Below are 25,582 nucleotides of genomic sequence, written 5' to 3' on the forward strand. Positions count from 1 at the left end.
CACGATGTCGGCTCGCTCGCAGGCTGCGCCCGCTAGGATGCCAGATGGCCCAGAGGCCGCCCCCTCACCTGCACGCACCCCCTTGGAGTACGCGGACCGATGACCGTAACCGACCTGACCGGGTTCCAGACCCCGGGCCGCGGTCGAGGCATCCTCGATGTCTTCACCCGCAGGTACCTGCTTCGACTGCTCGTCCGGAAGGGCACCTCGACGCGGTACCGCAACTCGGTGCTCGGCTGGACGTGGTCCTACGTCAAGCCGGCCGCGCAGTTCTTCATCTACTACTTCGTGATGGGGGTGGTGCTGCAGTTCCACCGCGACGTGGAGAACTTCGCGATCTACCTCTTCGCCGGCGTCGTCGCCATCAACCTGTTCAACGAGGGCTTCGGCAACGCGACCCACTCGATCGTGGACAACCGTGCACTGGTCAGGAAGATCTACCTGCCGAGGGAGCTCTTCCCGATCGCGTCGATCATCGTCGCGCTCATTCACTTCCTCCCGCAGGTCGCCATCCTCCTCTTCGCGGGGATCCTCCTGGGCTGGCTGCCCTCGTTCATGGCCCTGGGCGCCTTCCTGCTCGGCCTGCTCATCGTCCTGCTCTTCAGCCTCGGCCTCGGGCTCCTGTTCGGCGCCGTCAACGTCCGGTTCCGCGACGCGCAGAACTTCGTCGAGATCATCCGCATGCTCTCGACCTGGGCGTCGCCCGTGCTGTACACGATCGCGATGGTGCAGACGGCCCTGCCCGAATGGGCGTTCCGGATCTACATGCTCAACCCGCTGACCACGGCCGTCGAGCTGTTCCACCTCGCGTTCTGGTCGCCGACGACGAGCGCCGAGAACCCGGCGGACGTGGTCTCGTCGTCGATCGTCGGCGACATCGGCGTGTCGCTGGGGATCTGCGTCGTCGTCCTCGTCCTCGGCCAGATCGTCTTCCGCCGGTTCGAACGGAGCTTCGCACAAGACCTATGAGCCAGACCACCACGAGCGCCCGGCCGAGCATCATCGTCGACGGCGTCAGCAAGAAGTTCAGCATCCGGCACACGCATTCCCTCAAGGAGGCGTTCGTCTCCTGGGTGAAGCGCAAGAAGGTGGGTTCGACCACCTTCGACGCGCTGCACGACATCAGCTTCACCGTCGGCGAGGGCGAGAGCGTGGCCATCATGGGCCTGAACGGCTCCGGCAAGTCGACGCTCCTGAAGCTCATCTCCGGCGTCCTCGAGCCCGACGACGGTCGCGTCCTCACGCGGGGCCGCGTCGCCGGCCTGATCGAGGTCGGTGCCGGGTTCCATCCCGATCTCTCCGGACGCGAGAACGTCTACCTCAACGCGGCGATCCTCGGCATGGGCAAGTCGGAGATCGATGCCCGATTCGATCAGATCGTCGAGTTCTCCGAGATCGGCGAGTTCATCGACCAGGAGGTCAAGCACTACTCCTCCGGCATGTTCCTGCGGCTCGCCTTCTCCGTGGCGATCCATGTCGAGCTCGACGTCCTCCTCGTCGACGAGATCCTGTCCGTGGGCGACGCCCCGTTCCGCAAGAAGTGCTCGGACAAGATCCACGAACTGGCCCTCGCGGGGAAGACCATGCTCATCGTCAGCCACAACACGAACATGGTGACGGAGCTCTGCGAGCGCGGCATCGTGATCCGCAAGGGGCACAAGATCTTCGACGGACCGGTCCAGGAGGCCGTCGAGGTGCTGACCGCGAAATGAGGATCGACCGGAGGAGCATCCACGTCGACCTCGGCGATCACGAGGGGCCGCGGACGATCGACGTCCTCTTCGACGGCCGGCGAGTGTGGTCCGCACGGGTCGCCCCCGACGCCGGAGGTCGCATCGCCTGGCCGAACGCGCTCAAGCCGTACCTCCGGGGACGGACGATGATCACGCTCCGCGACGCCGCCGACGACGAGGTCATCGCCTCCCGCGAGGTGACGTTCCCCGGAAGCACGGATCGGATCCGGCTGGCGGACTCGATGGGCCGCCCGCTCGCGATGAACAAGTGGGACCGCCTCGGGCCGGTGTTCGACGGTGGCGAGGCGTCGCTTCGGGATCGTCTCCTCAAGCACTCCGCCGAGATCGTCCGGGTCGTCCAGGACGCAGGGTTCTCCGTCTACATCGTCGGGGGGAGCCTGCTCGGCTACATGCGCTCGGGAGGACTCCTGCCGCACGACGACGACGTCGACCTCGCGTTCCTCAGCGAGCACTCGGACCCGTCCGACATCGCGCTCGACAGCTATCGCATGGAGCGCGTGCTCCGCGTGGCCGGGTACACCGTGGTGCGCCACAGCCTCGCGCACCTCGAGATCGACTTCTTCGACGACCGCGGGCACGTCGAGCACTACGTCGACGTCTTCACGGGATACTTTCGCGACGGGCTCTACCACCAGCCGTTCGCCCTCCGCGGACCGGAGGTCGTCCGCGAGGACCTGCTGCCGGTCGTCGATGTCGACGTCGACGGCGTCGCGTTGCCGGCCCCGGCACGTCCGGAGGCCTGGCTCGAGTACGCCTACGGCCCGAACTGGCGGATCCCGGATCCCTCGTTCAAGTTCGAGACCTCGCAGTGGACGCGCCGGAGGTTCGAGAACAGCTTCGGCGTCTTCAACCGTGCTCGCGTGTACTGGGAGAAGCGCTACCTCGCGCTCGACTCGATCCGGCAGGCCGAACCGGCGGGCGGCGGACTCGATCGGTTCCTCGACGCCCTGCCCGCCGGAGCGAACGTGCTCGACCTCGGATGCGGGACAGGCGAGGCGACGAACCGCATCGCGGCGGCCGGTCATTCGGTGCTCGGGATCGACTTCAGCCACGAGGCGCTGTCCATCGCCTCGGCGAATGCGGTCGCCGGGGCGCGCTTCGCATACGCGAACCTCAACGACCGACACGATCTGTTCGGCCTCGGTGCGCAGCTCCTCGCGACCGGCGAGGTCTGGCACGTGCGCATCGCGGACCTGGTCCACGGGCTCACGCAGGTCAACCGCGAGAACGTCTTCCTCTTCCTGCAGCTCGTGCTCCGAGGCGAGGGGTTCGCCTCGGGATCGGTTCCCACGAACCTGCCGAAGGGTTACCAGCGGGGCAACCCCACGAGTTGGCACTATCCGCGTGACTGGATCGAGCAGGAGATCGGGCCGTTCCCGCTCCGCGTGGAGTTCGGCCACGAGCACGTCATCCGTACGGATCTCGGAAATCGGACGATCCAGGAGTTCATCATCGTGGCCGACGCGTCGGCCCGCGTCGTCGAAGGAGAGCAGCAATGAAGCGTCTGATCGGAAAGGTGCTCAGCCGGATCGCTCCGCGGACGTACCAGAACCTCAGGTTGCTCTCCGAGGCGAATCACTCGGGCGACGACCTGTTCGCGCTGCTCGCCGACTACGAGACCGAGGTCCGCGAGCTCAGGGCCGAGCTGAACGAGGTACGGCGCGACAATCGCCGAGTCGTGGAACTGTATGATCTCGTGTTCGAGCGACTTCAGGACGACATGCCGCTGACCGCGCGGCCAGTCGCCTCCGACGACGGCCGGCACGCGAGCTGACCTGGAGTCCCGGACCCGGGCCTAGCCGAGTCGCAGGCTGAGGTTGCCATGAACGTTGGCGTAGACGCGCAGGCCCCTTCGCGCTGAGGTCGACGGCGTGCCGACGGCGCGCACGGCACGCTGGTTGACCACGCCGAAGAGGTCGGTCCGGGCGTTCAGGTCCCAGTACCCCGGTTCCATGGGCTCGCCGAGCCGCACCTGGTCCGGCCGGAATCGCGCGACGGACCTCGCCGTGACATCCGGGTAACCGGGCGTGGCCGAGACTTCGAGCTCCGACTCGGTCGGCACGAGCCAGGTCATCTTCGTCGATCGCGACCGGAGCCCGATCGTCACGGAGGCACGCGCCAGATCGTCGTCCAGCACGAGCAGTTCCGGCTCCAGCACGCGTTCGAGGTCGGGGGAGAGCCGGCGCCGCACGGAGCCGTCCCGCGTCACGACGAGGTCGAGGAACCCGCCGTGCCGCGACATCCATCTCGCCGTCACATGCAGCTCGACCTCGTCGCCGATCGAGGCCTTCCGTGCGAAGGCGATCCCGGCGATGTCCCGGTCGTAACCGGCGAGCTCCTCGAGGAGTTCGAGCCGACCGGCCTGCGCGAGCCGAACGCGTGCGAGCAGGTGGACCGGGAGTCCGGGCTCCAGTCGCTCGTCCCAGTGATCGCGCACCAGTTCCGCCCCTCGCTCGAGGATGGCGCGGCGCATCTCGGGTTCACGTGCGAGCAGACCGGGCCCGATCGCCGGGAGCACGCGCTCTCGGAACTGGATCTCGAGCATGAGGAGCCGTTGGGGATCGGCCCCTCGGTCCGGTGAGGGGCGCGTGACGTGGTCGATGACGCGCGCCAGGGCCTCCCACCACTCGAGGTCGTCGCGAGCGAACGAGCTCGAGGTCGTGACGCCGTCTCGGACCCAGTGGTAGAACGGTTCCTGCGAGCCGACGGACACGCCGCGGGCCACGCGCGCGACGTCGGCGTTGAAGATCACGTCCTCCCACAGCTGCCGCCCGCCTTCCGGGAAGCGGATCCGGTGGTCCCGGAGCATCGAGGTCCGGTAGAGCTTGTGCGGGTTGGTCGGGGCGAGGGCGTGCACGTCCTCACGCGTCGTGGCGTCGTCGACGTTGCGGTCGAACGCCGTCAGCGCCCACTTGGGCTGGTCCGTGCGGGCCTCCTTGCCCGCGTACACGTCCGCCTGCGTGCGATCCAGGGTCTCCAGTGCGACGCGCAATGAATCCGGGTAGAGCTCGTCGTCGTGGTCGGCGAACAGGATGAAGTCGCCCGTCGCCTCGTCGATGCCGACGTTGCGCGGCCGGCTCGGCCACCCCGAGTGCTCGATCCGGAGCAGGTGCGTGTTGAGGTGCCGATCGGCGACGTCCTGGATGCGGGCGAAGTCCTCGGGCGGCGACCCGTCGTCGACCAGGAGAACGTCCCATCGTGCGGGGTCCAGGGATTGGGCGTCGATCGAGCCCAGGAGTCGATCAAGGCCGGATCCGGATCGCCATGTCGGGACCACGACCGTTACCGTCGAGTGTCCGGACGGGTCACCCATCCGTTCGTCCGCTGACGTCCAGGCTCGCGCCGCCGCGGCGCGCCGCGAGCCGCCACGCGGGTGCACCGGGTGACCGCTGCGTGGCCACCCAGCGGTAGGTTCCCCTCGGGTCCGGGAGCGCGAGCCGCGCGACCGCGTCGCCCGACGGGCCGGGGACGAGCCGCGCCGGCACCCGAACGGGCGGATGGCTCCGGCCGAGGAGACTGCGCACCCAGGCGTTGACGGCTGATCGGACTCCGGGTCGACGGTAGCCGAGCTCGACCCAGGCGTCGGCCGAACCGTTCGCCCATACCGGGACGTCGGGCAGCCCGAGCTCGATCCGTCCGTCCTGACCGGTGGTCGCGCCGGAGGGCGTGGTCGCATCGAATGGAGAGGCCACCCGGCCGCCCACATCGACGCTGAGGTACCCGTCGCGATTGCGGTAGGCGACGCAGACGCGGTCGCCGACGACCGCCGCCGAAGCCGCCGTCGGATCGGCCGCGACACGCGGGCACTGGATGCGTCCATCGCGGTCGGTCCGGAGGAAGACGTCCCAGACGTCGGTCCCCAGGGGTTCGCCGAGCGCCGCCGACGCGGGATCGAGCCGCGACTCGACCGTCACGCCCGCGGTGATGCGTCCGTCGGTCTCCGTGAGCTCGACGTGGGTCTCGGTGGACGCCAGTTCCCAGCCGATCCGATCCCCGCGGGCGCGGACGACCAACGACGGGATGGTGCGTTCGAGTTCGTCGCGCACGTCGAAGTCGCCCGGATCCCCGAGTCCGTCGAGCAGGTCGGGTGGGAACGGCAGCACCCGTCCGTCGATCGCCGCGAACGTGCCTCCACCGTCGCGGTCCACCGTGGTCGCGGACGCCCGGACGACCAGCGCACCGTCTTCCCATCGAAGCTGGAGGAGCTTCGGCGGGCCGAAGCGATCCGTGCCCGCAACCGCGCACAGCCGTCGAAGTCGCTCGTCGTCGCCGAGTCGCAGCGCACGCGCGATCGCCAGGGCCGACCGGTCGAGCGACGCGTCGAGCGCGACCGGGAAGTACCGTTGCTGCATGGCGCGCGCGCGATCGAGGATCATCTCCTGCTCGCTCGCCGGCCGCCTGAGGAAGCTCGGCTGGAACGCGGGGAGCACCCGGGTGGCGTACTGGTGCCGGAGCAGCTGCCGTCGCTGGAGCTCGTCCTTCGCCAGATGGTGCTCGATGGACTCGACGACCCGCTCGAGGTGGCTCCACCACTCCGGGTCGGCGCGGCGGAACGTCGTCGAGCCGCTGCCCTTCGTCTGGACCCAGTGGTAGAACGGCGTCGTCGCCAGGGTCGAGATCGTCGTGGCGTGCTCGGCGACCTGGAGGTTGAAGAAGATGTCCTCCCAGAGCACGCGGCGACCCTCAGGGAACCTGATGCCGTGCTGCTCGAGGAACTCCCGCCGATAGAGCTTGTGCGGATTCATGGGGACGAGCGGATGTGCGTCCCGACGACCGCGGTCCTGCGGCCGATCCGCACGGTAGGTGGCGAGGGCCCACCCCGGGTCGTGCGTTCGCGCCTCCTTCCCGTTCACGACGTCGGCCCCGTTCCGCGCGCCCCAGTGGCTCGCCGCCCGCAGCGCGTCGGGGTAGAGCTCGTCGTCATGGTCCATGAAGAGGACCCACTCGCCCCGGGCCATGCCGAGGCCGACGTTCCGCGGGCGCGACGGCCAGCCGGAGTTCTCGATCCGTTCGACGCGGACGTTCGGCCGAACGGCGGCGATCGCCCGCACACGCTCCAGCGTGCCGTCAGGCGACCCGTCGTCCACGAAGATCACCTCGAATCGATCGGATGCGAGGGTCTGCGCGTCGAGGGATGCCACGAGTCGGTCGAGTCCGGGCCCCGAGGCATAGGTGGCGACGACGACGCTCACGAGCGGGACGGCCGGAGTCATTCCTCGTCCACGAGGTGCTCGGCGATGAGGCGCGCGGTACCCAGGTCCTGGGGGGTCGTGATCTTGATGTTGTTCACGTTCCCTTCGACGATCCTGACCGGAACGCCGGCGAACTCGGCGACGAGGTCGGCATCGTCGCTCACGCGTGCGTAGTTCGTCTCGACCGCGCGCTGGTAGGCGGTCTCGAGCAGGCCGCGACGGAAGACCTGCGGCGTCTGCCCCAACCACGAGTGGGAGCGGTCGAGGGAGCCCTCGATGTACCCTTCGTCGTTGACCAGCTTCACCTGGACGGTGCTGGGCATCCCGAGCATGGCGGCGCCGTTGCTGACCCCCGCGGCGATGGCTCGCTCGATGAGGTCCGGGGTCGCGAACGGCCGCACCCCGTCGTGCGTGATGATGATGTCGCCGGTCGTGGCCTCGAGGCCCCTCATCGCCGAGAGGTGCCGCTCGGCCCCGCCGTGGACGTACGTCACGTGCATGCCGGCGCCCTCGAGGATCTCACGGTAGACCGACTCGTTCTCCGGACTGACGGTCACCACGATCTCATCGACGATCGGGATCGCGAAGCAGCGGACGGTGCGTTCGATCACGGTCGAGCCGTCGATGGTGACGAGGAGCTTGTTGGACCCGAAGCGGGTCCCCTTCCCGGCGCAGGTGATGATCGCCGAGACGCGATGGCCCTGATACATCAGCTGTCCTCCCGGAGCGAGCGTGCGAACGCGACGATCTCGGCGAGCTCGCGTTCCTCGTCCATGAGGTACCCGTCTGCACCGCCGAACGCCGCGGCGTGGATCGTGCGCATGTCGCGCGTGTACATGTCCGCGAACGGGTCGGCCGGCCCCGGGTCGTTGCCGCTGACGTCGATGCCGAACGCCTCGCGCGCGATCACATCGTTCCGGATCGCGGGGGTGGCGAGGTTGAGCGAGCTGAGGCGGGCGTCGAGTGCCGCTCGGAGATCGTCGGCGAGCCGGCGCACGTCGTAGTACTGGAAGCGCGCGTCGGGGCGGATGAACTCGACGCGGTAGTCGTGGGCGAGGTCGTAGATGATGCCCTTCTTCAGGCCGTCGCCGTAGAGCTGGGGAAGACGGAGCACGAGCGTGTCGTGCGCAGCCGCGAGCCGCTGCTCCTGGTGCAGGCGGTTCGCCCCGTACGGCGTGAGGTCCGCCATGTCGAGCGGCGCCGTCTCGTCGGGCGACGAAGCGCCAGGGTAGACGCACACGGTGGAGACGAGGACGAGCTGGGTGATCTCGACCTGGTCCAGGCGGTCGGCGAGGGAATCGACCTCGCGGAGGTCGTCGTCGCCGTTCCTGTTGATCCGGAAGGAGTCCGCGCGATTCCCCGCACTCACCACGAGGTCGTAGCGCTTGCCGACGATGTCGTCGATGTTCGACGTGTTGTACACATCATCGAAGGGGAACCTGCTGGCGAGATTCGATCCCACGAACCCCGTGTATCCGATCAGAGCCGTCCTCACGTGTGCCTTTCGTCGACGAGCTGGGGTGATCTGACGAGTGTAGTCGGACGCCGGTCCGCGCAGTCACCGCGCCGAGGCGAGGGCGTCCCGCCAGCTCATGTCGCGCGCCGCCTTGACCGCGCACACGACGAGCAGCATCCATCCGCCCTCGACGAGTGCGAAGCTCTCGGCGACGCTCGTGACCGCGATCGCGACGAGCACGAGCGCCGGCCAGAGGTAGACGACGCTGCGGCGGTTCGAGGCCAGGAGCCACGAGCGCACGAGCGCCACGCCGAGCAGGGCCGCGAAGAGCAGCACCCCGATGACGCCGACCTGGAAGTACGCGTCGATGAACGCGCTGAGCGCCGACCCGAGGTCGCGCCCGACCGCGCGCTCGACCCAGAGGTATGGGGTGCCCGACGGCCAGCGACCGGACCATCCCCAACCCTGCAGCGGGTTGGCGGACAGGTAGCGCGACACCTCGCGCCAGACGTCGAGCCGCACGTCGAACTCGGCGCGGGCGTCCAGGAGCTCGATGATGCGGAGACGGAGCAGCCATCCGGCCACGAGCGTCGCGACCGCGCCAGCCAGGAGGGCGACCTGCACGCGCCAGCGACGCTCGGCTGGAACGCGCCGCAGGCCGTAGAGCGCGACGAGCGCGACGAGGGACGCGCCGAGCGCGATCCAGGTGGTGGGGGAGCCCGCGAGCACGAGCGCGACAGATGCCAGCACGATGGACCCGATGGCGCGGCCCCGGACGACGCTGCGGGTGCGCCATTCGATGATGAACGTGATGAGGGCGACGAGCGCCACGAAGCCGAGGAGGTTCCTCGACCCGAACAGGCCCTGGATCGGCCCCAGCGAGGCGATGTCGCCACGGATGCCGAGGAAGGCGATCGGCAGGTCGAGCAGGATGCCGGAGAGCACCTCGAGCGCGAGGGACACGGCCAGCAGGATCCGGAACACGTCTCCGAACGCCCGCACGATCTGGATGGTGTCGCGCATGAGGGCGACGTACACGCCGAGCACGCCGAACGCCACGAGGTAGCCGACGCCGAGGACCGTGGCGGTGGGGCGCGTCGACCAGATCACCGACGCGCCGCACCAGCCGACGAAGACGAGGATCGTGAGCGGGAGGATGCCGTACCACTCGACCGCGCGCCATCGCGCCACCAGGGACAGGCCTGCGAGCACGAGGAGCGCAGCGATCGCGGCGATCAGGCCCGGCCAGCCGACGAGCGACCGCACCGCGTGCGTCGAGAATGCCAGGCCGACGGCCATGAGCGTCACGGCCTGGGCGAGGCGCGCTGATCCGGCGAACTCGCGCAGCGCGTCCCTCACGGATGCGCCTCCGGGCGCGCGAATCGGCGCGGCGACCGTGCGGGGGCCATCGGCGGCAGGGGCTCGGACGACCACTGGCGCTGCTTCGTGCCCCACGCGATCGCGATGAGCAGCAGCCATCCGGACTCGACGAGCAGCCGGCTCTCGGCGAGCGACTGCCCGATGAGCGCGACCATGGCCAGGAGCGGGACGAGCGCGATCGCCGAGTACGGCGCGGGGCGACCCCGTTCGTCCTTCGGCCGGTCGACGGCGAGGAACCAGGATCGCCACAGGGCACCCGCCACGATCGACGCGAACGCGACGAGGCCGACGATCCCGAGCTGCAGCCAGACGTCGAGCCAGGCGTTGTGCGCCTGCAGGTACTCGACGCCCTTGCGCACCGCGAGGCCGTCGAACGGCTCCGCCCACGGTGCCCAGTAGCCCACCCATCCCCAGCCGAGCACGGGTCGCTGACCGCCGAGGTCGATCACCGCCGCCCAGATGTCGAGCCGTCCGGTGAGGTCCTCGCCCTTGCCGAACATGGACAGGAGCGCGTTCCAGGCGACCGCGAGGAGGGCGACGGATGCCGCGAACGTCGCGGCCGCCGTCAGGTACACGCGCCGCCGCCCGTCCGGGCCCGCACGGCGGGCCCAGAGCGCGAAGCCGAGGGCAGCGAGCACGACCACCGAGACCAGGACGACGGTGGCCGACCGGGTCAGGGCGAACACGATCCCGGCCGTGACGAGCCATCCGATGCCCTGCGCCCGGCGCATGCCGCCGCTGGCGAGCAGGCAGCCGAAGAGGATGATCGCGAGCAGCGCGGCCATCGCGAGCAGGTTGCGGCTCGCGACGATGCCCTCGATCGGCCCGCCGTGGAACAGCAGCGACCGCGACCAATAGAAGGCCATGGGGAGCTTCCCGTCCCCGTAGTCCACGAAGTTCGGCAGCAACGGCTCGCGCACGAACACCGCCACCCACAGCTCGAAGAGCAGGGAGAGCGCGAGCACCCACTTGAGCGCCGACGACAGGGCGCGGAGGAACCCGTGCCAGCCGAGCGAGAGGGCCAGGGAGACGCCCGTGGTCGTGGTCGCGAGCGTGATCAGCAGACCGAGCGCGCTCGTGCCGGGGTAGTTCGACCATGCGATCGACAGGGACGCGACGAGCAGGAAGGCGAGGGTCGATTTCGGCACGCGGCGCCACGAGAGGGCGGGTCGGCGCGAGGTCCACAGCCAGACGGCGCCGACGACCACGAGCGCCGCGATCACCCCGAAGCCCCACCAGCCGAGGAGGTTCCGCCAGAACTGGCCCGCGAGGACGGTGAACAGCGCGAACGTCGCATACGCGGCCTCGAGCGCGCGGCGTCGTCCGATGCTCATGCCGACAAGGGTATCGGTCGGCCGAACGGTCGAGCACGGCACGTCGTCGTCGTCGTACGCCCGATCGTGGAGAATGTGCGGGGAGCGAGAGGAGCGACGTGAAGATCTCCGTCATCGGCTGCGGCTACCTGGGAGCGGTGCACGCGGCCGCGATGGCGCGGTTGGGCCACGATGTGGTCGGCATCGACACGGATGCCGCGAAGGTCGACAAGCTCGCCGCCGGCGTCGCGCCGTTCTTCGAGCCGGGGCTGCCGGAGCTGCTCACCGAGGGGATCGACTCGGGACGGCTGCGCTTCTCGACCGACCTCGCCGACGCCGCCGACGCGCGCGTGCACTTCCTGGCGGTCGGTACCCCACAGCTGCCCAACTCGGACGGTGCCGACCTCCGCTTCGTGCACGGCGCCGTCGACGCGCTCGCCCGGATCGCGGCGCCCGGATCGATCATCGTCGGCAAGAGCACGGTCCCCGTGGGCACGGCCGACGGGCTGGTCGACCGGCTGCGAACGGCCGGGTCCCGTGCGGCCCTCGCGTGGAACCCCGAGTTCCTCCGCGAGGGCTTCGCGGTCGCCGACACGCTTACCCCGGACCGCCTCGTCTACGGCGTGGCCGACCCCGCGGACGCGGCCCTGCTCGACGAGGTGTACGCGCAGGTGCTCGACACGGGGACGCCGCGCATCGTCACGGACTACGCCACCGCGGAGCTCGTGAAGACCGCGGCGAATGCGTTCCTCGCCACGAAGATCAGCTTCATCAACGCGATGGCCGAGATCGCCGAGGCCACCGGGGCGGATGTCACGACCCTCGCGGACGCGATCGGCCACGATGCGCGCATCGGACGTCGGTTCCTCAACGCCGGCATCGGCTTCGGCGGCGGGTGCCTCCCGAAGGACATCCGTGCGTTCACCGCCCGCGCCGAGGAGCTCGGACGCGCCGAGTCGGTCGCGTTCCTGCGGCAGGTCGACGCCATCAACCTGCGTCGCCGAGAGCGGGCCGTGGACCTCGCCGTCGAGATGCTCGGCGGGGCGGTCTTCGAGCGCCGCATCGCAGTGCTGGGCCTGACGTTCAAACCCGACTCCGACGACACGCGGGACTCGCCCGCACTGGACGTCGCGGCCCGTCTGCACGGCCTGGGCGCGCGCGTGAGGGCGACGGACCCCGAGGGCATCGCGAACGCGCGGTTGCGGCATCCGCAGCTGGAGTACACGCCGACCGCCGAGGACGCGCTCCGCGACGCCGAGCTGGCGGTGCTGGTCACCGAGTGGCGCGAGTACCGTGAGCTCGATCCGGGGCATGTCGCCGCGCTCATGGCGACGCCGCGCGTGATCGACGCGCGGAACGTGCTCGATCCCGGCTCATGGCGCGATGCCGGCTTCGTCTATCGCGGCCTCGGGCGCAGCTGACGTCGCGCCGATCAGACGAACGCGGCCTGGCCCGTGATCGCGCGGCCCACGATGAGCGTGTTCATCTCGCGCGTTCCCTCGTAGGAGTACAGGGCCTCGGCGTCGGCGAAGAACCGGCCGACCTCGTACTCGAGCACGATGCCGTTGCCTCCGCACGCCTCCCGGGCCCATGCGACGGCCTCGCGCATCGCGGACGTCGCGTATGCCTTGGCGAGGGCCGAGTGCTCGTCGCGCTGCAGCCCGGCGTCGAGCATCTGCGACACGCGAACGACCATGCCGAGCGAGGCCGTGATGTTGCCGAGGCACTTCACGAGGAGGTCCTGGATCAGCTGGTGCGAGGCGATCGGCTTGCCGAACTGGTCGCGCTCCTTCGCATAGCGGACCGCGGCCTCGTACGCGCCGATCGCCGTGCCGACGGCCGACCAGGCGACCTCGGCACGCGTCTGGCGCAGCACCGCGGCGGTTTCGCGGAACGACGTCGCGTTCTGGAGGCGGAGCGACTCGGGCACGCGCACGTCGGTGAGCGTGATGTCGGCGTTCTGGACCATCCGCAGGCTGATCTTGCCCTCGATCTTCTTCGCCTCGTACCCGGGCGTCGAGGTGGGCACGATGAACCCCTTGACCTGGCCGTCGGCCTCGTCCTTGGCCCAGATGATCGTGATGTCCGACCACGTGGCGTTGCCGATCCAGCGCTTCTGCCCGTTCAGCACCCATCCGTCACCCTCGCGGCGGGCCGTGGTGCGAAGGCCGCGCGCGGAGTCGGAGCCGGAGAGCGGCTCGGTGAGCCCGAACGCGCCGACGACCTCGCCCGAGGCGAGCTTGGGGATCCACTCCCGGCGCTGCTCCTCGGAACCGGCGACCGCGACCGACCCGGTCGCGAGGCCGTTCTGCACGCCGACGAATGTGCAGACCGACGCGTCGACGCGCGCGAGCTCGAGCGCGACGAAGCCGCGGAAGACGGCCGAGTTCTCGAAGGGCGCCGTCTCGTCCCACGCGAACGAGAGCACGCCGAGGTCGGCGAGCGGCTTCACGACCTGCGTGGGGAACTCCGCGCGCTCCCAGTACGCGTTGACGATGGGGCGCACATCGCGCTCGAGCCACGAGCGGATCTCGGCGAGGGCCTCCTTCTCGCGGGGGGTCAGCAGGGACTCGTACGAGTAGAAGTCGCTCGCGAGCGGCTCGAAGGACATGAGTGCTCCTCTTCGTCGGCGGATGCCCGAGCCTAGGTCGGCGCATCGAGGCGGCCGCAGCCGTTGGTAGTCTGCCGCCAAACCTCGAAAGGACTCCCTGCCCCATGTTTGTCGCGATCCGCAACGCTGCTCGAGACTATGCGTGGGGATCCCACACCGCGATCGCGGAGTTCCTGGGCGCGGAACCGAGCGGCGGACCCGAGGCGGAGCTGTGGCTCGGTGCGCACGCCGGGTCGCCGGCCGAGATCGTCGACGCCGAGGCGGTGGGCGCCGAAGATCTGGCTCAGCTCATCGCGGGCAACCCCGGACTCGCGCTCGGCCCGGAGCACGCGCGCGAGGGCGCGCGCCTGCCGTTCCTGCTGAAGGTCCTCGCCGCCGCGCGACCGCTGTCGCTCCAGGCCCACCCCACGCCGGAACAGGCGCGTCTCGGCTTCGCCCGCGAGGAGGCGGAGGGGGTTCCGATCGACGCCTTCGATCGCAACTACCGAGACCCGTACGCCAAGCCCGAGCTGATCGTCGCGGTGAGCGGGACGTTCGAGGCCCTGTCCGGCTTCCGGCCGCTGGAGGAGGTCCGCGCGGTGCTCACGGTGCTGCGCGAGGCCGACGCCGCGTCCGACGATCCGCAGCCGGGGGCGCTCGACCTGCTCGCCTCGCGGCTGGACGGCCCGGAGCCGCTGCGCGAGGCCGTCGCCTGGCTGCTGCAGGACGGTCGCGGCGGCGACTCCGGCGAGGCGGCGTGGCTGATCGAGCGGACGATCGCGCTCGCAGGGACGGCGAGGGCGCTGGAGTCGTCGTACGCTGCCTCGTTCCGGACGGTGCTCGACCTCGCCGACGAGTACCCGGGCGATCCGGGGATCGTGATCTCGCTCCTGCTGAACCGGGTGACCCTCCGACGAGGCGACGCCCTGTTCCTGGACGCCGGCAACATCCACGCCTACCTCTCGGGCCTCGGTATCGAGCTCATGGCCGCGAGCGACAACGTCCTGCGCGGCGGTCTGACGCCCAAGCACGTCGACATCCCCGAGCTGCTCGAGGTCCTGGACTTCGCGCCTATGGAGCCGCCGCTGCTCCCGGCCGCTGAGATCGCGCCGGGCGTGCTCGAGTACCGGCCGCCGGTCCCCGAGTTCACGCTGCTCCGGATCGAGGGCGCGTCGGACGACCTCCGCCTGCCCCTGTCGGGGCCGGCCGTGATCCTGGCGGAGGGCGGTCGGGTCGAGGTCTCGGGGCGGCACGGCTCGATCGAGCTCGGGCGCGGCGGCGCCGCGTTCGCGTCGCCCGACGAGACGGAGCTCTCGGTGACGGGCGAGGGCACCGCGTGGGTCGCGACGGTGCCACCTGCCGTGGCCTGACCTCCGCGACCCGAGGGGTCGTCCGCGGCGCGGTCGGCCCGGTCGCGTCCGCCGGGTCCGACGCAGGGCATTCGGGTGGCGTCCGGGTGCGGCGTGCGACAATACCGCGATGCAGCCCGCCCTCACCCGCTCCGTCGCGCCGGTCGCGACCCGATCCGCCGGGATCGACGCACTCCGGGTCGTCGGCGTGGTCGCGGTCGTCTTCGCCCATATCTGGGCCGGCGGGCTGACCCATCAGGCGATCTACAGCTGGCACGTGCCGGTGTTCTTCGTGCTGAGCGGGTACCTCTGGCGCGAGGGACGCTCGATCGGCGAAGAGGTGCGCCGTCGGGCGCGGTCGCTCCTCCTGCCGTACGCGCTCTGGCTCGTCGTCGTCACAGTCGCGTGGGCGGGGTTCACGGCGGTGGTCGGCACGATGCAGATGCCCGACCCCGTGGCGCTCGTGCTCGGCGGCGCGCGCATCGGCGGGCAGTACGCCGCGTTCTGGTTCGTCACGGCTCTGTTCGTGGCGGCCGTGGCGATGCGGGCCCTCTCGGCGGTCGCCACGTGGCTGCCGCTCGCCGTCGGAGCTGTGGTGCTCGGGGTCGCCTACGTGCAGCCGGAGTGGGTGAGGTGGGTGCCGTGGTCCGCGGGCGTCGGGCTCGCCGCCCTGGTGTTCGTCAGCGCGGGCGACGGACTGCGGCGGTACCGCGACCGGGTCGGCGCGCCGCTGCCGATCGGGCTCGCGCTCGTCGGGGTCGGACTGGCGCTCACGGTCTCGGGGGTCGTGCCGCCCGTGGACATGAAGGCGGCCGACTTCGGGGCGCCGATCGTCAGCGTCGTCGTGAGCGCCGCGATCTCGTGCGGCCTGATCCTCGTGTTCGAGGGCGTCCAGGAGCGGTTCCCGTCCTGGGTCTCGCGCGGGGCGATCGCGCTCGCCGCGGTCGCGATGCCGGTGATCCTCGGACACGCCTTCTTCATCGCCGCGGGCAACGTGGTGGGCGCACGATCGATCGCGGTCTTCGCGTTCGCACTCACCGTCCCCGTCGTCGCGGGCCTGCTGCTGCGCCGATCCCGCTGGGGGCGCCTGCTCGTCTGATCCGCGCCGCGCGGCGGCCGTCGCGCGGGTGCGAGTCGAGCGGATGCCGCGGCATCCGCTCGCCGTCAGCCGACCTGTCGCGGCCCGAACACCCGCCGATACTGCGTCGGCGTGGTCTGCAGCGTCTTCACGAAGTGGTGGCGCATGACGGCCGCGGCCCCGAAGCCCGTCTCGCGGGCGATCTCCTCCAGCGTCAGGTCGGTCTCCTCGAGCAGTTGCTGCGCGCGGAGGAGCCGCTGGCGGTTGAGCCAGGCGTTCGGCGTCGTGCCGGTCTCGGCGCGGAACTTGCGGGCGAAGGTTCGGGGTGACATGAGCGCCTTGCGGGCGAGGCGGTCGACCGTGAGGTCCTCGTCGAGGTGCTCGAGCATCCACTCGGTGACGAGGGCGAACGAGTCGCTCCTGGCGTCGACGACCGGGGTCTGGATGAACTGGGACTGCCCGCCGTCGCGCTGCGGCGGGACGACCATGCGCCGGGCCACGATGTTCGCGGCGCTCGCGCCGAGTTCGGTCCGGACGATGTGCAGCGCCGCGTCGATGCCGGCGGCGGTGCCCGCGCCGGTGACGACCTTGCCGTCCTGGACGAAGAGCACGTCGGGATCGACGACGGTGTCGGGGAACATCTCGGCCATGCGGTCGGTGTACATCCAGTGCGTGGTCGCCCGGCGGCCGTCGAGGACGCCGGCGCGGCCGAGCGTGAAGGCGCCGGAGCAGACGCTCAGCACCCAGGCGCCTCGGTCGACGGCCTCGCGGATGACCCGCAGCACCTCGGGGTGGGCGGGCTCGTCGATGAGCGAGGCGGGGACGGCGACGAGGTCGGCCGTCTCGGCGGCCTCGAGTCCCTCGTGCACGACCACGTCGAAGCCGAGCTTCGTGGAGATGGGCCCGGGTTCCGCGGCGACGACGTGGAAGTCGAACGTGGGGCCGCCCTGTTCGGACCGGTCGATGCCGAACACCTCGCAGATCACGCCGAACTCGAACGGCGCCATCTGCGGGACGGCGATGCACGCGATGGTGTGGAGCACGGATCCTCCTGGATGCCGCCACAGTGTGGCAGGAATGTGTCGATCAGTGGCGAGTCTGCCACTGTCGGCAGGATCCTGCAAGGCGCAGAATTCCTGCCATGGACATCATCGTGCTGCTGATCTTCGCCGGTCTCGCGGTGTGGGGCGTCGTCGCGACGCTCCTCCGGCTCGACTCGGACGGCTACGGCCGCCCCGAGATCCGGGACCGCGTGCGTCACGTCGACCGGGCCCCGCTGCGACGCGCCTGACGCCGGCCGCTAGCATCGTCACGACGCCGGAAGCTCCGGCGGCGGAAGGCGGGACATGAGCTGGCTGGTCACCGGGGGAGCGGGCTACATCGGCGCGCACGTCGTGCGCGCGTTCCGGGCACGGGGCATCGACACGGTCGTCGTCGACGACCTGTCCTCCGGCCGGCGGACCTTCGTCCCCGAGGGCTCGCCGTTCGTCCACGGCTCGATCCTCGACGGCGCGCTCCTCGAGGACACGATGCAGGCGCACGACGTCCGCGGCGTCGTCCATCTCGCCGGGTTCAAGTACGCAGGGGTCTCGGTCCAACGCCCCCTCCACACGTACGAGCAGAACGTCACGGGCACCGCGCGGCTCCTCGGCGCCATGGCCGCGAGCGGCGTGGATCGCATCGTCTTCTCCTCGAGCGCCGCCGTCTACGGCACCCCCGACGTCGACCTCGTGAGAGAGGACACGCCGAAGCGCCCCGAGTCGCCGTACGGGGAGTCCAAGCTGATCGGGGAGTGGCTGCTCGCCGACCAGGCGCGCGCGACCGGGCTCCGCCACACCTCGCTCCGCTATTTCAACGTCGTCGGCTCGGGCACCGACGAGGTGTTCGACCCGAGCCCGCACAACCTCTTCCCGCTCGTCTTCGACGCCCTGCTCGATGGGCGCACCCCGCGCATCAACGGCGACGACTACCAGACGCCCGACGGCACGTGCGTGCGCGACTACATCCACGTCGCCGACCTCGCCGACGCGCACGTGGCCGCGGCACGCCGCCTCGACGCCGGCGAGCCGATCGAGTCGGTCTACAACCTCGGATCCGGTGACGGCGTGTCGGTGGGCGAGATCATGCGCGAGATCGCACGGGTCACCGGCGACGACTTCACTCCCGAGGTCGGACCCCGCCGCGAGGGCGACCCGGCGCGCATCGTCGCGTCGGGCGAGCTCGCCGCCCGCGACCTCGACTGGCGGATGCGCCACACGCTGGGCGAAATGGTCGCCAGCGCGTGGTCGGCCCGCCGCGCGGCATCCGTCGAGTGAGCCCGATCACGACTCGGACACGCCTCCAGCGTGTCGAGGTCGGTGTCAAGCCTCGACGCGGTATTGAGGGTTCTCCATCCACGACTTGACTCCACCGAATTACACCGGTGTAATTGGTGAGACACACCCCTCGGGGATGTCGGTACAACTGGGTGGGAGACGATATGGGCAAGCCTGAATATCGTTCTGGGGTACCTGAGGATTGGTTCGTCGACCCCGTGCGGCTCGGCGTACCGGGGGTTCGCGGGGTCGCAGACGACGACAACCAACTGGCGTGGCAGACCGATGCGCTGTGCGCACAGACCGATCCGGAGGCGTTCTTCCCCGAGAAGGGCGGTTCCACGCGCGACGCCAAACGCATCTGCACGGGCTGCGAGGTCCGTTCGGAGTGCCTCGAGTACGCGCTCGCCAACGACGAGCGGTTCGGCATCTGGGGCGGGCTCTCGGAGCGCGAGCGCCGCAAGCTCCGTCGACAGGCCGGCTGAACGTCGGATCGGGCGAGTCCGTGCGCGCTCACGGCACGCCCGCAGTGGTGACGGATGCCGCGGGGGCGGCCGCCTAGGCTGTCCCCGATGTTCCCCAGAGTCACCGCCGTCCTCGTCGTGCAGCACGGCGGCGACCGTCTTCGCGACACGCTCGGCGCGCTGCGATCGCAGACGCGCCAGCCCGACGACCTCGCCGTCGTCCTCATGGACGCCGATGACGCCACGCGCCGGCTGGTCGAGGGCCTGCGGCCCTCGCACGTCGTCTCGCTCGGGGCGCCGCAGCCGTTCGGCGCAGCGGTCGCGGCCGTGGAGCGAACCCTCGCCGAGCCCGACGACGACCGGTCCGCGCTGTGGCTCCTGACCGAGGACGCCGCGCCCGCACCCACCGCGCTCGAAGCGCTCGTCGCGGCGCTCGAGAACGCCCGCACCGCGGCGATCGCCGCACCGAAGCTCGTCGAGTGGGACGACCCGAAGCGCATCGTCCGCTTCGGTCGATCGGTCACGCGCGGCGGCCGGAGCCTGCCGATCGTCGACGGCGAGCTCGACCAGGGGCAGCACGACGACCTCTCCGACATCCTCGGGGCCGACCCGGTCGGCATGCTCGTCCGGCACGCGGTATGGCGCCGCCTCGACGGGTTCGACCCGGCGCTGCCCGTCGTGGACGACGGCCTCGACCTGGGCATGCGCGCCCGGCTCGCCGGGCACCGGGTGATCGCCGTGCCGTCCGCGTCGATGCGGTTCGCCGACACCGGCGTCGCGGGCCCCGGGTCCGAGCCGGGTGGTCGAGCCGCCCGTCACCGGGCGCGGGTCGCTCGGACCGCATGGCTGCATCGACGACTCTCCGACGCCCCCGCGGCGCTCGTTCCCCTCCACTGGCTCGCGCTGCTCCCCATCGCGCTGCTGCGATCGCTGCGGCACCTGCTCGTGAAGACCCCCGGCTCGATCCCCGGCGAGTTCGCCGCCGCGATCGAGGTCATGGTCACGCCGCAACGCGTCCTGCGCTCGCGACGCGCGATCGCCGACGTGAAGGCCGTGAAGTGGTCCGCGCTGGCGCCGCTCCGGATCCGACCCGACGAGGTGCGGGTGCGCCGGCAGCAGGCCGCCGAGGCGCGCCGCCAGCGCGCACGCGGCCGCGTCGACGACCTGCAGTTCCTGCAGACCGGCGGCGGATGGGTGCTGCTCGCCGCCGTGGCCCTCTCGGTGATCCTCTTCGCGCCGCTGCTCGCGTCGGGCGGGATCTCAGGCGGCGGCCTGCTGCCGCTCTCCGACGATCTCGCCTCGCTCTGGCGCAATGCGGCCGCGGGGTGGCGAGACATCGGCGGCGGCTTCGTCGGCGCGGCCGATCCGTTCGCGGGCGTGCTCGCGGTCCTCGGCAGCGCGTCCTTCTGGGACCCCACCGCGGCGCTCCTCGGGCTCTGGCTCCTCGCCATCCCCCTGTCGGGCCTCGGCGGGTGGTTCGCCGCGTCGCGCCTCACCGAGCGCGCGTCGCTGCGCGTGCTCGGCGGCCTCGCCTGGGCGGTCGCGCCACCGCTGCTCGATGCCCTCGCGGCAGGACGCCCGGCCGCGGTGCTCGTGCACGTCCTGCTGCCGTGGCTCGCCGTCCTGATGTTCGCCGCCGGCACCTCCTGGGCGGCCGCGGCGGCCGCCTCGCTCGCCTTCGCCGCGATCGTCGCGTGCGCTCCGATCCTCGCGCCCGCCCTCGTGCTGGCCTGGCTCGTGGCCCTCCCGCTCAGCGGTCGCGCCGCAGTCCGGCTCGTCGGCATCCCGCTCCCGGCGCTCGCGCTCGGCCTGCCGCTGATCGTGCAGCAGGTCGGACGGGGTGCGTCGTTCTCGCTCCTCGCCGACCCGGGCCTTCCGCACGGCGGCGGGGAACCGGACGTGGCGCAGATCGCGCTCGGACAGGCGAACGGCACGTGGGGCCGCTGGGAGGACGCACTCGGCGGCCTGGTCGCGGAGATCGTGCCGCCGCCGATCGTCCTCGCGGTCCTCCTCGCCCCGCTGGCGCTCGCCGCGATCGCGGTCGTCGCCTCGCGCCGCCTGCGCGGGGGCCTGCTCGCGCTCGCCCTCGCCGCGGCGGGCTTCGCCACCGCGGTCGGCGCGACCCTGGTCCACGTCGCGTTCTCCGGCGAGCGGGCCGTGCCCGTGTGGGCGGGTGCCGGCATCAGCGTCATGTGGCTCGGCCTCCTCGCGGCGGCGATCCTCGCGCTCAGCACCCTGCGCCGAGGGGCGGCGGTGGCGGCGACGGTCGTGGTGGTCCTCGGCATCGTGGCCGTGGCACCGACCATCGCGGCGATCGCGCTCGGTCGCACGGCCGTGGGACCGGCACCGGAGCGGACCCTGCCGGCCTTCGTCGAGGCAGAGGCGGCCTCGGACCCGCGCGTCGGGACGCTGCGCATGGAGCCCACGGCGGACGGGGGCATCCGCGCCACCATCGAGCGCGGCAGCGGTGCCACGCTCGACGAGCAGTCGACGCTCGCGTCCACGCAGCGCGACCTCACCGGGACCACCGAGTCGATCGCGACGCTCGCCGGGAACCTCGCCTCTCGCAGCGGCTACGACGCGACCGCGGCGGTCGAGGAGTTCGGGCTCTCGTTCGTGCTGGTCGGTGCGGCGGACGCGGACGACACCGCTGCCGTCGCCGTCGAGCAGCGCGCGCGTGCGGCGCTCGACGGGAACCCGCAGGTCATCCCGATCGGCGAGACGGACTTCGGCCCGATCTGGCGATTCGTGGACGCCGATCCCGCGGCGCCCGGCGCGCGCATCCCGGACGCCGGACCCGTCGCCGGGTGGATCGTGACGGGCCAGCTGGTGGTGATCGGGGCAGCGCTCCTGCTCTCGATCCCGACGGGCGGGGGCCGGGAGCCCGACCGCAGGCCGCCGTCGGTGCGTCGTCGTCGTCGTCAGCGGGCCGCGAGCCCGCCGGCGGCGGACGACGCGACGAAGCCCTCGGCGGACGGATCCGACGAACCCGCCCGACCCGATGACGAGGACGGAGGTGAGCGCCGTGCCGACGAGGCGTGACGTGATCCGGGGGGCCGTCAGGCTGGCCGCCGTGCTGGCCGCAGGCGGCCTCGCCGCGGGTGCGCTGATCGCGGCATCCACTGCGCCCCTGCCCGAGGTCGCTGCCCGACCGCCCTCGACCGTCGTCCAGCCCGCGGAGAGCCGTCAGCTCCGGGTCTGTCCGGGGCCCCTGCTGTCGCTCGCGGACGACGCCGCGTCCGCGGCCACCGCGCGGTCGGTCGGAGCGCCCGCGCTCTCCATCGTGGCCGAACCGGAGAGCGCCTCGATCGAACAGGCGCCGCTCGATGCGCCGGACAACGCGGACGCGGCCACGGACGGGGGGCCGGTCGCGATCTCGGCCGAACCCGGCGCGGTGCTCGCCGGGATGCTCGCGGGCGCCCAGTCGCAGTCGGCGGCGACCGAGTCCCTCCGCGGGTTCGCGGCGGCGGCGTGCGTCGAACCGGCATCCGATTCGTGGCTCCTCGCCGGTGCCACCGAGGTCGGGCGGTCCGGTCTCGTGCTGCTCGCCAACCCGGGCGAGGTCGCCTCCACGGTCGACGTCCGCGTGATCGGGGAGACCGGCGCGGTCGAGGCGCCGTCGGGGCTCGGAATCGTCGTGCCCCCGCGGAGCCAGCGCGTCGTCTCGCTCGCCGGGCTCGCGCCGAGCGTGCGCACCCCGGTCATCCACGTCACCAGCGCGGGCGCGCCGATCGCCGCGGCGCTGCAGCACTCGATCGTGCTCGGCCTCGAGCCGGCGGGCGTCGAGCTGTCGACCCCGGTCGCCCCGCCGGCGACCCGCCAGGTCGTGCCCGGGCTCGTCATCACCGACGTGCGGGGCGTGGCGCCCGACGACGACCACGCCGAGGGCGACGACTTCCCGGCCGTCCGACTGTTCGCCCCGGACGACGCCGATGCCTCCGCGACCGTCGAGGTCCGAGACGAGGTCGGCGCCGTCGTCTCGCAGGTCGACGTCACGCTCGCCCCGGGCCAGACCACCGACCTCCCGCTCGGCACGCTCGAGGCCGGCTCGTACACCGTGGTCGTGGACGCGGACGCCCCGGTGGTCGCGGCGGCCCGGTCGACGGTCCTCGGCGAGGGAGACGACCCGATCCTGGCCGACCTCGCCTGGGCGGTCGCGACCGGCGCGCTCCTCGAGCGCGCCGCGGTCGCGATCCCGGACGGACCCGACGCAGCCCTCCGTCTCGCGAACCCCGGCGACGACGGGGCCACCGCGACGGTCACGATCGGCGGGAGCGAGCGCTCGGTCGCGATTCCGCCGGGCGGTGCGGCCTCCGTCGACGTGCGGGGCGGCGATCGCGTCATCCTCGACGGCGTCGAGGGGATGCACGCGGCGGTCACCTTCGGCGGCGGCGACGTGCTGGCCTCGATGCCGGTCTCCCCACCGGGTCCCCTCGACTCCCCGGTGCGCGTGTTCCCGCAGTAATGGGGCCGACGCCGGAGACGCCGGAGCGGCTCAGGCGCCGACCGCGCGCGTCACAGGTGGCGGTACCGACCAGGGGCGAGCTCCCACGGATCACGTCCGAGGAACTCGGCGACGGCCCGGAAGACGCAGCTCTCGACGAGGAGCCGCTCGTCCTTCTCCTCGCCCTCCTGCGTGCGGAGGAAGCGCACGATCGGCAGCCGGTAGAAGACGATCCGGCGCTCGTCGTGGTGCACCCGCCAGCGGTCGACGTGGTCGTCGTGGATCGCCTCGGCCGGTGCATCGGCGACCTGGAACGAGACGCCCTCGAGATCGGGCCAGAGCCCGCGGAGGTACGCCGCCGTGGAGGCGAGCGTCACGTCGAACTCGTCGATGCGGGTCCGGAGGGGTGGGAGATGCGGGCCGGTCACGGCCGAGCGCATCCCACGGCCGTGACGGTCGCGCGAGAGGCGCCTCGGCGAGGCCGACGTCGCGGCGACACGACGGGAACGGGGCATGACCTCCATCGTAGTGGCCGGTCGGATCGCTACGCTGGGGTCGCCATGAGACGTTGTTCGCGCACCGCATGCACCGCTGAGGCGGTCGCGACACTGACGTACGACTACGCCGATTCGCTCGCCGTGCTGGGGCCCCTGTCGTACACCCGCGAGCCGCACTCGTACGACCTGTGCGCACGCCACGCGGAGCGCACGTCCGCTCCGCGCGGCTGGCAGATCATCCGGCACGTCACCCTCGGTGAGGTAGGGTTCACCGCATGAATCCCCCCGCGAAGACGAGCGCTCGCGCGCGCCTCGAAACGATCGTGAAGGCCTACGACGTCCGAGGCATCGTCGGCGAGGCGCTCACCGCCGAGGTCGTCGAGGCACTCGGCGCGGCGTTCGTCGACGAGGTCGGAGCCGCCGGCGACCGCGTCGTCGTCGGGCACGACATGCGGGACTCCTCGCCGGGATTCGCGGAGGCGTTCGCCCGGGGCGCTGCGGCGCGCGGTGCGGGCGTCGTCGAGATCGGACTCTGCTCGACCGACGAGACCTACTTCGCGTCGGGTTCGATGCACGCGCCCGCGGCGATGTTCACCGCAAGCCACAACCCCGCCGCGTACAACGGCATCAAGTTCTCCCGGGCGGGCGCCCAGGGCATCTCGCTCGACACGGGCCTCGCAGCCATCCGCGACCGCGCCGCGGAGTTCCTCGATGGCGGGATCCCCGCGGTCCCCGAGCCCGGCAGCATCACGGAGGCCGACGTCCTCGCCGACTACGCGCAGCACCTCCGCACGCTCGTCGACCTCGGCGGCATCCGCCCGCTGAAGGTCGTCGTCGACGCCGGCAACGGCATGGGCGGGCTCACCGTCCCCGCGGTCCTCGGTGAGGCGGCCGGCCTGCCCGCGCTCCCGCTCGAGATCATCCCGCTCTACTTCGAACTCGACGGCACGTTCCCGAACCACGAGGCCAACCCGCTCGACCCGGCCAACCTCGTCGACCTGCAGCGCGCGGTGCTCGAGCACGGCGCCGACCTCGGCCTGGCGTTCGACGGCGACGCCGATCGCTGCTTCGTCGTCGACGAGCGCGGCGAGGCCGTCGACCCCTCGGCGGTCGCCGCGATCGTCGCACTGCGCGAGATCGCCCGGGTGCGGGCCCTCGGCGAGCCCGAGCCCACCGTGATCCACAACCTCATCACCTCGCGCTTCGTGCCCGAGACGATCGAGGCCGTGGGCGCCGTCGCGGTGCGCACGCGCGTCGGCCATTCGCTCATCAAGGACCGCATGAACGAGACGCGCGCGGTCTTCGGCGGCGAGCACTCGGCGCACTACTACTTCCGCGACTTCTGGGGCGCCGACAACGGCATGCTCGCGGCCATGCACCTGCTCGCCGAGTTCGGCTCGCAGGACGCGCCGCTCTCCGAGATGTCCGCGCGGTTCACGCCGTACGCGATGTCCGGCGAGATCAACTCGACCGTCGCCGACGTGCCCGCCGCGTACACGCGCATCGTCGAGGCGTTCACCGGCCGCGTCGAGTTCGACGAGCTCGACGGGCTCACCGCGACGGGCATCACCGCCGAGGACGAGCCGTTCTGGTGGTTCAACGTCCGGCCGTCGAACACCGAGCCGCTGCTCCGGCTCAACGTCGAGGGGGAGGACGCCTCCACGATGGCGGCGATCCGCGACGAGGTGCTCGCGCTCATCCGCGCCTAGTCGCCGACGGGCCGGATGCCTCCGGCCCGCGCGGCTGCGAG

Annotated in this window: 23 protein-coding genes; 14 read left to right on the forward strand and 9 right to left on the reverse strand. The window is 71.5% G+C overall.

Annotated features, from left to right (window positions below):
- The first annotated feature begins 99 nt into the window (after positions 1 to 99).
- Genes ACFVHK_RS04125 through ACFVHK_RS04140 form a run of 4 tightly spaced genes read left to right on the forward strand, consistent with a single transcriptional unit; the run spans position 100 to position 3,528 of the window.
- The gene (locus tag ACFVHK_RS04125; protein ID WP_376927731.1) at positions 100 to 969 is read left to right on the forward strand and encodes an ABC transporter permease; all 870 of its coding nucleotides are present in this window, start codon (positions 100 to 102) and stop codon (positions 967 to 969) included.
- Entirely contained in the window at positions 966 to 1,712 is a 747-nt protein-coding gene (locus ACFVHK_RS04130; RefSeq protein ID WP_376927732.1) for an ABC transporter ATP-binding protein, read from the forward strand. Before ACFVHK_RS04125 ends, ACFVHK_RS04130 begins: the two co-directional genes overlap by 4 nt.
- Positions 1,709 to 3,253 carry a class I SAM-dependent methyltransferase gene (locus ACFVHK_RS04135; RefSeq protein WP_376927733.1) on the forward strand — a complete coding sequence of 515 codons (1,545 nt, stop codon included), beginning with the start codon at positions 1,709 to 1,711 and terminating at the stop codon, positions 3,251 to 3,253. Before ACFVHK_RS04130 ends, ACFVHK_RS04135 begins: the two co-directional genes overlap by 4 nt.
- Positions 3,250 to 3,528, forward strand: coding sequence for a hypothetical protein (locus tag ACFVHK_RS04140; RefSeq protein ID WP_376927734.1), 279 nt, complete (start codon positions 3,250 to 3,252; stop codon positions 3,526 to 3,528). The genes ACFVHK_RS04135 and ACFVHK_RS04140 overlap by 4 nt, the downstream gene beginning before the upstream one ends.
- A gap of 21 nt (positions 3,529 to 3,549) precedes the next feature.
- On the opposite strand, the gene ACFVHK_RS04145 is transcribed toward ACFVHK_RS04140, so the two are convergent.
- The 6 genes from ACFVHK_RS04145 to ACFVHK_RS04170 form a co-directional block, all read right to left on the reverse strand.
- Positions 3,550 to 5,031 (reverse strand): glycosyltransferase family 2 protein, encoded by a 1,482-nt coding sequence (locus tag ACFVHK_RS04145; RefSeq protein WP_376927735.1) that lies wholly within the window; start codon positions 5,029 to 5,031, stop codon positions 3,550 to 3,552.
- Between the two features lie 28 nt (positions 5,032 to 5,059).
- Positions 5,060 to 6,967 carry a glycosyltransferase family 2 protein gene (locus tag ACFVHK_RS04150; RefSeq protein WP_376927736.1) on the reverse strand — a complete coding sequence of 636 codons (1,908 nt, stop codon included), beginning with the start codon at positions 6,965 to 6,967 and terminating at the stop codon, positions 5,060 to 5,062.
- Positions 6,964 to 7,656: an IspD/TarI family cytidylyltransferase gene (locus tag ACFVHK_RS04155; protein WP_376927737.1), complete on the reverse strand. Its 693-nt coding sequence runs from the start codon at positions 7,654 to 7,656 to the stop codon at positions 6,964 to 6,966. Before ACFVHK_RS04155 ends, ACFVHK_RS04150 begins: the two co-directional genes overlap by 4 nt.
- Entirely contained in the window at positions 7,656 to 8,408 is a 753-nt protein-coding gene (locus tag ACFVHK_RS04160) for an NAD-dependent epimerase/dehydratase family protein (RefSeq protein WP_376927738.1), read from the reverse strand. Before ACFVHK_RS04160 ends, ACFVHK_RS04155 begins: the two co-directional genes overlap by 1 nt.
- A 96-nt stretch (positions 8,409 to 8,504) precedes the next feature.
- Complete coding sequence (locus tag ACFVHK_RS04165; protein WP_376927739.1) at positions 8,505 to 9,761, reverse strand: O-antigen ligase family protein; 1,257 nt, start codon at positions 9,759 to 9,761, stop codon at positions 8,505 to 8,507.
- The gene (locus ACFVHK_RS04170; protein ID WP_376927740.1) at positions 9,758 to 11,116 is read right to left on the reverse strand and encodes an O-antigen ligase family protein; all 1,359 of its coding nucleotides are present in this window, start codon (positions 11,114 to 11,116) and stop codon (positions 9,758 to 9,760) included. Before ACFVHK_RS04170 ends, ACFVHK_RS04165 begins: the two co-directional genes overlap by 4 nt.
- A gap of 98 nt (positions 11,117 to 11,214) precedes the next feature.
- On the opposite strand from ACFVHK_RS04170, the gene ACFVHK_RS04175 reads away from it, so the two are divergent.
- Positions 11,215 to 12,516, forward strand: coding sequence for a UDP-glucose dehydrogenase family protein (locus ACFVHK_RS04175; protein WP_376927741.1), 1,302 nt, complete (start codon positions 11,215 to 11,217; stop codon positions 12,514 to 12,516).
- 11 nt (positions 12,517 to 12,527) lie between these two features.
- Here ACFVHK_RS04175 and ACFVHK_RS04180 read toward each other — a convergent pair whose 3' ends face one another.
- Entirely contained in the window at positions 12,528 to 13,706 is a 1,179-nt protein-coding gene (locus ACFVHK_RS04180; RefSeq protein ID WP_376927742.1) for an acyl-CoA dehydrogenase family protein, read from the reverse strand.
- Between the two features lie 104 nt (positions 13,707 to 13,810).
- On the opposite strand from ACFVHK_RS04180, the gene manA reads away from it, so the two are divergent.
- The gene (gene manA, locus ACFVHK_RS04185) at positions 13,811 to 15,055 is read left to right on the forward strand and encodes a mannose-6-phosphate isomerase, class I (RefSeq protein WP_376927743.1); all 1,245 of its coding nucleotides are present in this window, start codon (positions 13,811 to 13,813) and stop codon (positions 15,053 to 15,055) included.
- Positions 15,056 to 15,164: 109 nt separating this feature from the next.
- Positions 15,165 to 16,133, forward strand: coding sequence for an acyltransferase family protein (locus tag ACFVHK_RS04190; RefSeq protein WP_376927744.1), 969 nt, complete (start codon positions 15,165 to 15,167; stop codon positions 16,131 to 16,133).
- Positions 16,134 to 16,198: 65 nt separating this feature from the next.
- On the opposite strand, the gene ACFVHK_RS04195 is transcribed toward ACFVHK_RS04190, so the two are convergent.
- Positions 16,199 to 17,155, reverse strand: a complete 957-nt coding sequence (locus tag ACFVHK_RS04195; protein WP_129234299.1) for a GlxA family transcriptional regulator — start codon at positions 17,153 to 17,155, stop codon at positions 16,199 to 16,201.
- A gap of 98 nt (positions 17,156 to 17,253) precedes the next feature.
- Between ACFVHK_RS04195 and ACFVHK_RS04200 the strand changes: the two genes are divergently transcribed.
- The 5 genes from ACFVHK_RS04200 to ACFVHK_RS04220 all read left to right on the forward strand — a co-directional run bounded on the left by ACFVHK_RS04200 (position 17,254) and on the right by ACFVHK_RS04220 (position 23,356).
- The gene (locus ACFVHK_RS04200; RefSeq protein ID WP_155051933.1) at positions 17,254 to 17,403 is read left to right on the forward strand and encodes a hypothetical protein; all 150 of its coding nucleotides are present in this window, start codon (positions 17,254 to 17,256) and stop codon (positions 17,401 to 17,403) included.
- A gap of 55 nt (positions 17,404 to 17,458) precedes the next feature.
- Complete coding sequence (gene galE / locus ACFVHK_RS04205) at positions 17,459 to 18,427, forward strand: UDP-glucose 4-epimerase GalE (protein ID WP_376927745.1); 969 nt, start codon at positions 17,459 to 17,461, stop codon at positions 18,425 to 18,427.
- A 164-nt stretch (positions 18,428 to 18,591) separates the two neighbouring features.
- Complete coding sequence (locus ACFVHK_RS04210) at positions 18,592 to 18,912, forward strand: WhiB family transcriptional regulator (RefSeq protein WP_129234301.1); 321 nt, start codon at positions 18,592 to 18,594, stop codon at positions 18,910 to 18,912.
- A gap of 87 nt (positions 18,913 to 18,999) precedes the next feature.
- Positions 19,000 to 21,933 (forward strand): glycosyltransferase family 2 protein, encoded by a 2,934-nt coding sequence (locus tag ACFVHK_RS04215; protein WP_376927746.1) that lies wholly within the window; start codon positions 19,000 to 19,002, stop codon positions 21,931 to 21,933.
- A gap of 1 nt (position 21,934) precedes the next feature.
- Positions 21,935 to 23,356, forward strand: a complete 1,422-nt coding sequence (locus ACFVHK_RS04220) for a DUF5719 family protein (RefSeq protein WP_376927747.1) — start codon at positions 21,935 to 21,937, stop codon at positions 23,354 to 23,356.
- Between the two features lie 50 nt (positions 23,357 to 23,406).
- On the opposite strand, the gene ACFVHK_RS04225 is transcribed toward ACFVHK_RS04220, so the two are convergent.
- Positions 23,407 to 23,850, reverse strand: coding sequence for a hypothetical protein (locus ACFVHK_RS04225; protein ID WP_129234590.1), 444 nt, complete (start codon positions 23,848 to 23,850; stop codon positions 23,407 to 23,409).
- A gap of 45 nt (positions 23,851 to 23,895) precedes the next feature.
- Between ACFVHK_RS04225 and ACFVHK_RS04230 the strand changes: the two genes are divergently transcribed.
- Complete coding sequence (locus ACFVHK_RS04230) at positions 23,896 to 24,111, forward strand: DUF3499 family protein (RefSeq protein ID WP_129234589.1); 216 nt, start codon at positions 23,896 to 23,898, stop codon at positions 24,109 to 24,111.
- A complete protein-coding gene (locus tag ACFVHK_RS04235; protein WP_376927748.1) occupies positions 24,108 to 25,541 on the forward strand; it encodes a phosphomannomutase/phosphoglucomutase in 1,434 nt (477 codons plus the stop codon). Before ACFVHK_RS04230 ends, ACFVHK_RS04235 begins: the two co-directional genes overlap by 4 nt.
- Positions 25,542 to 25,582: the final 41 nt, after the last annotated feature.

The sequence above is a fragment of the Agromyces binzhouensis genome, from assembly GCF_042672355.1.
Lineage (GTDB): Bacteria > Actinomycetota > Actinomycetes > Actinomycetales > Microbacteriaceae > Agromyces > Agromyces binzhouensis.

Coding starts and splice junctions, on each gene's coding strand:
- ACFVHK_RS04230 (WP_129234589.1), top strand. CDS start 23,896: ATGAGACGTTGTTCGCGCACCGCATGCACCGCTGAGGCGGTCGCGACA.
- ACFVHK_RS04235 (WP_376927748.1), top strand. CDS start 24,108: ATGAATCCCCCCGCGAAGACGAGCGCTCGCGCGCGCCTCGAAACGATC.
- ACFVHK_RS04180 (WP_376927742.1), bottom strand. CDS start 13,706: ATGTCCTTCGAGCCGCTCGCGAGCGACTTCTACTCGTACGAGTCCCTG.
- ACFVHK_RS04125 (WP_376927731.1), top strand. CDS start 100: ATGACCGTAACCGACCTGACCGGGTTCCAGACCCCGGGCCGCGGTCGA.
- manA (WP_376927743.1), top strand. CDS start 13,811: ATGTTTGTCGCGATCCGCAACGCTGCTCGAGACTATGCGTGGGGATCC.
- galE (WP_376927745.1), top strand. CDS start 17,459: ATGAGCTGGCTGGTCACCGGGGGAGCGGGCTACATCGGCGCGCACGTC.
- ACFVHK_RS04155 (WP_376927737.1), bottom strand. CDS start 7,656: ATGTATCAGGGCCATCGCGTCTCGGCGATCATCACCTGCGCCGGGAAG.
- ACFVHK_RS04140 (WP_376927734.1), top strand. CDS start 3,250: ATGAAGCGTCTGATCGGAAAGGTGCTCAGCCGGATCGCTCCGCGGACG.
- ACFVHK_RS04150 (WP_376927736.1), bottom strand. CDS start 6,967: ATGACTCCGGCCGTCCCGCTCGTGAGCGTCGTCGTCGCCACCTATGCC.
- ACFVHK_RS04130 (WP_376927732.1), top strand. CDS start 966: ATGAGCCAGACCACCACGAGCGCCCGGCCGAGCATCATCGTCGACGGC.
- ACFVHK_RS04210 (WP_129234301.1), top strand. CDS start 18,592: ATGGGCAAGCCTGAATATCGTTCTGGGGTACCTGAGGATTGGTTCGTC.
- ACFVHK_RS04170 (WP_376927740.1), bottom strand. CDS start 11,116: ATGAGCATCGGACGACGCCGCGCGCTCGAGGCCGCGTATGCGACGTTC.
- ACFVHK_RS04190 (WP_376927744.1), top strand. CDS start 15,165: ATGCAGCCCGCCCTCACCCGCTCCGTCGCGCCGGTCGCGACCCGATCC.
- ACFVHK_RS04225 (WP_129234590.1), bottom strand. CDS start 23,850: ATGCCCCGTTCCCGTCGTGTCGCCGCGACGTCGGCCTCGCCGAGGCGC.
- ACFVHK_RS04135 (WP_376927733.1), top strand. CDS start 1,709: ATGAGGATCGACCGGAGGAGCATCCACGTCGACCTCGGCGATCACGAG.
- ACFVHK_RS04215 (WP_376927746.1), top strand. CDS start 19,000: ATGTTCCCCAGAGTCACCGCCGTCCTCGTCGTGCAGCACGGCGGCGAC.
- ACFVHK_RS04200 (WP_155051933.1), top strand. CDS start 17,254: ATGGACATCATCGTGCTGCTGATCTTCGCCGGTCTCGCGGTGTGGGGC.